Origin of the sequence: Actinomadura logoneensis (assembly GCF_003428695.1) — a bacterium.
GTDB lineage: Bacteria > Actinomycetota > Actinomycetes > Streptosporangiales > Streptosporangiaceae > Spirillospora > Spirillospora logoneensis.
This window is the reverse complement of sequence record NZ_QURH01000885.1, coordinates 1-6,347: the sequence shown is the minus strand read 5'-3', so window position 1 is coordinate 6,347 and position 6,347 is coordinate 1. Positions and strand designations below refer to the sequence as shown.

Below are 6,347 nucleotides of genomic sequence, written 5' to 3'. Positions count from 1 at the left end.
GCGCGCCCGGCGAGGATCTCGGCGCGGCGGTGCTCGCGGGCGTCCCGCAGCCCGGCCATGCCCGGGGCCGCGGGCGGCGGCGGGGGCACCGGTTTCAGCCGCGGGACGGGGACCGGAACGTAGTCGGCCTCGGATGTGCTCACAGCTCACCTCCCTCGGGGACGAACGCGGCGGCTTCCGCTCCGGCTGCTCCCGCTCCGGCGGAGTCGGCGGCCACGGCGGTAGGACGCGCCGCGCGTCCGGCCTGCCGCCGGGTCAGCAGCCCCTCCGCCGCCAGCCAGCGGACCGTGTCGGCGACGGTCTCCCGCACCGGCCGGGCCGCGACGCCGCAGGTGTCGGCGTCCGCCGCCACCGGCGCGGCGTGCGCGCACGTGTAGACCGCGCCGAACTCGGCGGGGATGTGCCACGGCCAGGCCGGCTGGACCAGGTCGGCCGCGACCCCCACCGGCAGGACGGCGCGGGCGGGCAGGACCAGCGCGGGCAGGCGGCGGCCGGTGACCTCGCGGGCGACCGCCAGGTACTCCTGCGTCGGCAGGTACCGGGACGGCCCGAACACCCGCTCGGGGGCCGAGGACGGCGCGGGCGGGCGCTCCAGGAGGCGGACGTGCGCGGCGGCGGTGTCGCGGACGTCCCCGACCGGGAAGCCGCCGGACGGCCAGACCGGCATCAGCCCGCGCAGGGCCGCGCGCAGCCGGGCCGTCTGGTCGCCGAGGCGCGGGTCGTGCGGGCCGAGCAGGGCGGGCGGGTAGCTGATCGCGACGGGCGCGCCGCGTTCCTGCCAGGACCGCGCGACCCGCTCGGCGTCGGCCTTGCCGCGCAGGTACGCGCCGCGCGGCGTGCCGACCGGGGAGGCGGCGGACAGCTCCCGGCCGCGCGCCGGGAACAGCGCGCCCACGGTCGAGACGTGCACGACGCGCGGCACACCCGCCCGGACGGCGGCCTCCAGCACCACGGCGGTGCCGGGCGCGTTGACGGCCCGGATGCGGGCGCGGTCGCGGCTGTCGAAGGAGTACACGGCGGCGGCGTGCAGCACGGCGTCCGCGCCCTCGACGGCGCGCCGGACGGACGCGGCGTCGGTGACGTCCCCGCGCGCGATCCGCACGGCGGACCGGTCCACGCCGAGCGGGCCGAGCGCGGCGTCCACGCGCGCGGCGGACCGGGCGAGCAGCCGGACGCGGTGGCCGCGCCGGACGAGCTCGGCGACCGTGTGCGAACCGAGGAACCCGGACCCTCCGGTGACGGTCACCAGCATCGGGACACCTCCCGCGCGGCCTTCGGTGCCGTGGGTGCGGTGGGGGCCGTGGCGGCCAGGGGTGGCATGCGGGTCACCCGGCCTGGGGGACGAGGTGGCGGGCGATGCTGGCGAGCTTCTCGCGGGTCTCGGTCAGCTCGCGTTCGGGCCGGGACTGCGCGACGATCCCCGCCCCGGCGCGCAGCCAGGCGCGGCCGTCGCGCTGGAAGACCGTCCGCAGCACGACGGCCGCGTCGAGGGTGCCGTCGGCGTCGTAGGTGAGGACCGCGCCGCCGTAGGGGCCGCGCCCGGACGGCTCCAGCTCGTGGATGACCTCGTAGGCGTCCCGCTTGGGCACGCCGGAGGTGGTGACGGCGGGGAACAGGGCGGCGAAGGCGTCCCAGGCGTGCGCCGGGGCGGTGAGCGTCCCGCCGACCGAGGACGCCAGGTGCTGCACGGTGCCCCGGTCGCGCACGGCCATGAACTCGCGGACCGTCACCGGGTGGTCCGGGCACAGCTCGGCCATCTCGTCCACCGCGATCTTGAAGGAGAGGGCGTGCTCGTAGCCCTCCTTGGCGTCGTTCAGCAGCTCGTGGCGGAGCGCGTCGTCGCGGTCCCGCTCGCCGGTGCGGGCACGGGTGCCCGCGACCGGCTGGGTGACGACGGCGCCCTCCTTGGACACCTCCACGACCGTCTCCGGGCTGAACCCGGCCGAGGCGAGGCCGTCCAGCGAGAACAGGTGCGAGCGGGCGGGCGAGTTGGCGCGGCGGCCCAGCTCGTAGGTGGCGGGCAGGTCCACCGGGAAGCCGACCGGGACCGTCCGGGACACGATGACCTTCTGCAGCCGCCCGTCGCGGATGTACCGGACGGCCTTCTCCACCGCGTCCAGGTAGGCGCCGGCGTCCTGGTCGGGGACCGCGCGCGGGCGGACCTCGGCGGCGGGCGGCGGCGCGGCCTCCACCCGCTCCTGCAGGACGTCCAGGACGGCGGGGTCGAGCGCGCGCAGCAGCGTGCCGGACGCGTGGAACCGCACCTCCGCGGCCGGGATCACCAGGTGCAGGAACGGCTCGTCGCCGGCCAGCCCGGTCAGGCCGTCGCGGGCCGCCGCCAGCTCGAACCCGGCCCAGCCGTAGCAGCGCCACGCCTCCAGGGGCAGCTCGTCCAGCAGGTCCGGGACGCGCCGCAGCGCCTCGGCCGACCAGGCCCGCTCGACGTCGCCGTCCGGGCCGCGCAGCAGCAGCCGGCGGCGGTCGGCGACCAGCTCGGCCACCGGGTCCAGGGCGACCGCGAAGCCGTCCGGTCCCTCGTAGCAGAAGTGGTCGCCGGCCGCCTCCGCGGCCAGCCGGCGGACGGCCGCCGGCGGGTCGGGGACGGGGGCGACGGTCCGTTCGTGGTACTTGCGATCACCAGCCATCTGCTTCCTCCAGGCAGGTCGGGCCCGGTCCGGGGCGTCGCGGCGCACCCGCCGGCCGGGCGTCTCCGACGCTAGGAGCGGCGGCGGCCCGGGTGCTTCTTCGAGCCTGCGGAAGGGCCCGCGCACCCCCGCCGGGGCCGGGCAATCAGGAAGATGTGGCGGCCCGGCGGCCGGTGCCACGATCGGCCGTGTGGACCTGCCGACACAGATCGCCGCCATCTGGCGCGAGGCGCTGGACGTCCCCGAGGACGCTCCGGACGCCACGTTCTTCGAGCTCGGCGGCCAGTCGATCACCGCACTGATGATCACCGCGTGGCTGGAGGACGAGCTGGGCGTCACCGGGGTCGGGGTGGACGACCTGTTCGACGACCCGGACCTGGCGACGTTCACCCGCCTGGTGGTGGCCTCGCTCGAACCGGCCGCCTGACCGCCGCGCGACCCGTCGCCGACCAGACGCCGACCCGCCGCCCGAGCCCACGCCCGACCCGCAGCCCGAGCCGCGGCCGAGCCGCCGCCCGAGCCGCCGCCCCGCCGAACGGAGAGGAAGAGCCGATGCCGTCCGAAGCACCGTTCCCGCTCTCGCTCGAACAGGAGTTCCTGCGCCTGCAGCACCAGAACGACGGATCGGCCGGGGACTTCGGCCCCCGGCCCATCTCCAGCGGGGGGTGGCGGCTGACCGGCGACCTCGACGTCGAGGACTTCCGGCGCGCGCTCGACGACGTCGTCGCCCGGCACGAGGCGCTGCGCACCGAGCTGCTGCCCGGAGAGGCCGCCGGGGAGGACGGCGGGGAGGGCGGCGGCTGGCGCAACCTCGTCCACCCGCCGGGGCCGTCGCCCGCGCTGGAGGTGCACGACCTGACGGCCGGGGACGCGTCCCGGCAGGAGCGCTCCGAGGCATTCCTCAACGACGTCGAGTCCGGGACCTTCGACATGTCGCGCGTCCCGGCGTTCTGGGCGCACGTGGGACGGCTCGCGGACGACGACTGGATCGTGGTGCTCGTCGCGCACCTGCCCGTCGTGGACGTGTGGTCGCTGAGCCTGGTCATGCGCGACCTCGTCGAGCTGTACGCGGCGCGCCGCGCGGGCCGCGCGCCCGAGCTGCCGGAGATCCGGCAGTACCGCGAGTACGCCGCGCACCAGCGGACCGGCGCGGACGAGGCGAAGGCCGCCCGGTCCTACGGGTACTGGCGCGACCGGCTCAGCGGCGCGGAGGCGGTGGCGCTGCCGACCGACCGGCCGCCGGTGGCGGGCGAGCCGTCCGGGACGCGCTGCGACCGGTTCGCGATCGACGCGGAGCTCGGCACGGCGGCGGTGGAGTTCGGCCGCTCGCTGCGCTGCTCGCCGTTCATGGTGCTGTTCGCCGCGTACCGGGTGCACCTGCTGGCCCGCACCGGGCAGGCCGACGCGGTGGTGTGGACGCTGTCGCCCGGGCCGGGCCGGCGGCGCCGCTGGATGGCCGACACCGTCGGCTACTTCGTGAACTTCTTCCCGCTGCGCACCGACCTGACCGGCTGCCGGACGTTCCGCGACGTGGTCGAGCGGGTGCGGGAGAGCTGCCTGTCGGCGTTCACGCACGAGGTCCCGTTCGTCCGGTTGGCGGCGGAGGCGGGCGAGCAGATCGCCGCGCTGGAGCAGTCCGACCGGATCGCCGAGCGGGCGCGGCCGGGGTTCCAGATGTCGCCCAACCCGTTCGTGCTGCGCGAGCAGGAGGCGGGCGGCGTCGGCTGCGTCGCCGCCCAGCGCCGCAGGTCCCAGCCGCTCGGCCCGGACGTCCCCGACGACGCCATCCTCTGGACGGCCGAACTGGGCGCGGGCGGCGAGCTGCTGTTCGCGGTGAACAGCAGCGTGGACCGGTTCGACCAGGAGTCCATGGACGCGATGGCGGACGAGTTCACCCGCGTGCTGCGCGCCGGGGTCGGCGATCCGGAGATCCGCCTCGACGAGCTGACCGCGTCCGTCCGCGCGTCCGGCGGCGGGTCCGGAGCCGGGTCCGTACACGCGTCCGGGCGCGCGGCCGTGGCCGCCGAGACGACGAGCTGAGGGGGTGCCGATGCGTTCCGAACTGCCGTCCGGCATGCGCCTGGTCGAGGTGACCGGCGACCGGTACTCCGAATGGCTCGACGCCTGGCTCGGCGCGTTCGCGTCGCCGCCGGGCGGCGACCCGGCCGTGGTGGACTTCTACCGCCGCACGCACCCGCCCGAGCGGGCCATCGCGATCGACGACGGCACCGGCTACGTCGCCACCAACAGCTCCCAGCACCGCGACCTGGTGCTGCCGGGCGGCGCGGCCGTCCCGCTGGCCGCCTGCACCGGCGGCTCCTGCCACCCCACGCTGCGGCGGCGGGGGCTGATGCGGGCGACGCTGCTGCGGCTGCACGAGCGGGCCGTGGAGGAGGGCAAGCCGATCGCGGCGGGCGGCGTCTCGGAGTGGCCGATCTACTGGCGCTTCGGGTACGGGCCCGCGACGTCCTACAACGCGCTCGACATCGACGTGAAGGGCGTCGGCTGGCGGTCCGACGCGCCCGGCGGCGACCTGGAGGTCCGGCGGGTGGACGGCGCGGAGGCCCGGACGCTCGCGCAGTCGATCTACGAGCGGCAGGCGCCCGGGACGCCCGGCGAGGTGGTCCCGCCGTCCTGCTACTGGGACCGGCTCGCGCACGACCCCGCCGACGCGCGGCTGGAGCAGATGCTCGCGATCGGCATGGGCGGCGCGCCGCGCGACCACGTCGCCGTCGGCGACCGGGGCCTGGTGTCGTACCGGATCACCTCGGACTGGGCGCCGGAGACCACGCCGCAGAACATCGTGCACGTCATCGACCTGCTCGCGGTGGACGCCGAGGCCGCCGCCGCGCTCTGGCGGTACCTGCTGTCGATCGACATGGTCGCCCGCGTCCAGGTCTGGTACTCGCCCGTGGACAACCCGCTGACCTGGTGGGTCGCGGACGCGCGGAAGCTGCGGGCGCGGCGGCACGACGGGCTGTGGCTGCGCCCGCTGGACGTCCCGGCGCTGCTGGAGGCGCGCGGCTGGGCCGCCGACGGCGCGCTCACCCTGCGGGTGCACGACCCGGAGGGGTACACCGGCGGGACGTTCCGGCTGGAGGCCGAGGACGGCAAGGCGACCTGCCGCCGCACCACCGCCGAACCCGACCTGGAGATGCAGGTCGCGGCCGTCGGGTCGATCCTGCTCGGCGGCACCGCGGCCACCGACCTGGCGCGCGGCGGCCGGATCAGCGCCCCCGACCCGCGCGCCGCGCAGCTCTGGGACACCATGGCCACGCCCGAGCGCGCCCCCTACATCAGCTACTTCTACTGATCGGCAGTGAGGACGCTCAGGATGAACGACGAACTGGGGTCCGGTGCCCTGGCGCCCGCCTCCCGGACCCAGCAGGGCCTGTGGTACCTGGAGGGGCTGGCCGCCGAACCGTCCGCCGGCACCGTGTGCCGGGCCTACGCGCTCTCCGGCGCGCTGGACGTCCCCGCCCTGTACGCGGCGTGGCGCGCCACCGCCGAGCGGCACGAGGCGCTGCGGACCCGGTTCGCCGAGTCCGGCGGCGTCCCGTGGCAGCGGATCGAGGCGGGTTGCGACGCGCCGGAGCTGATCGACCTGTCGGGGACGCCGGAGCCCGCGCGGTCCGAGGCCGTCGCCCGGCTCCTGCCCGCGCTCGCCGCCCTCTCCCCCGCGCCCGCGCCGCACGGCCCCGG

6 protein-coding genes are annotated in these 6,347 nt (G+C 77.0%); 4 read left to right on the top strand and 2 right to left on the bottom strand.

All coding sequences use genetic code 11. The annotated features are described in order from the left end of the window. Window positions 1-139: 139 nt before the first annotated feature. Both DZF91_RS29875 and DZF91_RS29870 read right to left on the bottom strand, forming a co-directional pair. The gene (locus DZF91_RS29875) at window positions 140-1,252 is read right to left on the bottom strand and encodes an SDR family NAD(P)-dependent oxidoreductase (RefSeq protein WP_117360438.1); all 1,113 of its coding nucleotides are present in this window, start codon (window positions 1,250-1,252) and stop codon (window positions 140-142) included. Window positions 1,253-1,325: 73 nt separating this feature from the next. Further along, a complete protein-coding gene (locus DZF91_RS29870) occupies window positions 1,326-2,645 on the bottom strand; it encodes a salicylate synthase (RefSeq protein ID WP_158588081.1) in 1,320 nt (439 codons plus the stop codon). 190 nt (window positions 2,646-2,835) lie between these two features. On the opposite strand from DZF91_RS29870, the gene DZF91_RS40585 reads away from it, so the two are divergent. The 4 genes from DZF91_RS40585 to DZF91_RS29855 all read left to right on the top strand — a co-directional run. Further along, window positions 2,836-3,072 (top strand): phosphopantetheine-binding protein, encoded by a 237-nt coding sequence (locus DZF91_RS40585; RefSeq protein ID WP_199486980.1) that lies wholly within the window; start codon window positions 2,836-2,838, stop codon window positions 3,070-3,072. Between the two features lie 125 nt (window positions 3,073-3,197). After that, window positions 3,198-4,685: a condensation domain-containing protein gene (locus DZF91_RS29865; protein ID WP_117360436.1), complete on the top strand. Its 1,488-nt coding sequence runs from the start codon at window positions 3,198-3,200 to the stop codon at window positions 4,683-4,685. A 10-nt stretch (window positions 4,686-4,695) separates the two neighbouring features. Further along, the gene (locus DZF91_RS29860) at window positions 4,696-5,958 is read left to right on the top strand and encodes a GNAT family N-acetyltransferase (protein WP_117360435.1); all 1,263 of its coding nucleotides are present in this window, start codon (window positions 4,696-4,698) and stop codon (window positions 5,956-5,958) included. Between the two features lie 21 nt (window positions 5,959-5,979). Further along, window positions 5,980-6,347, top strand: a 368-nt coding sequence (locus DZF91_RS29855; RefSeq protein WP_147341450.1) for a condensation domain-containing protein, incomplete at its 3' end; no start/stop codon positions are given.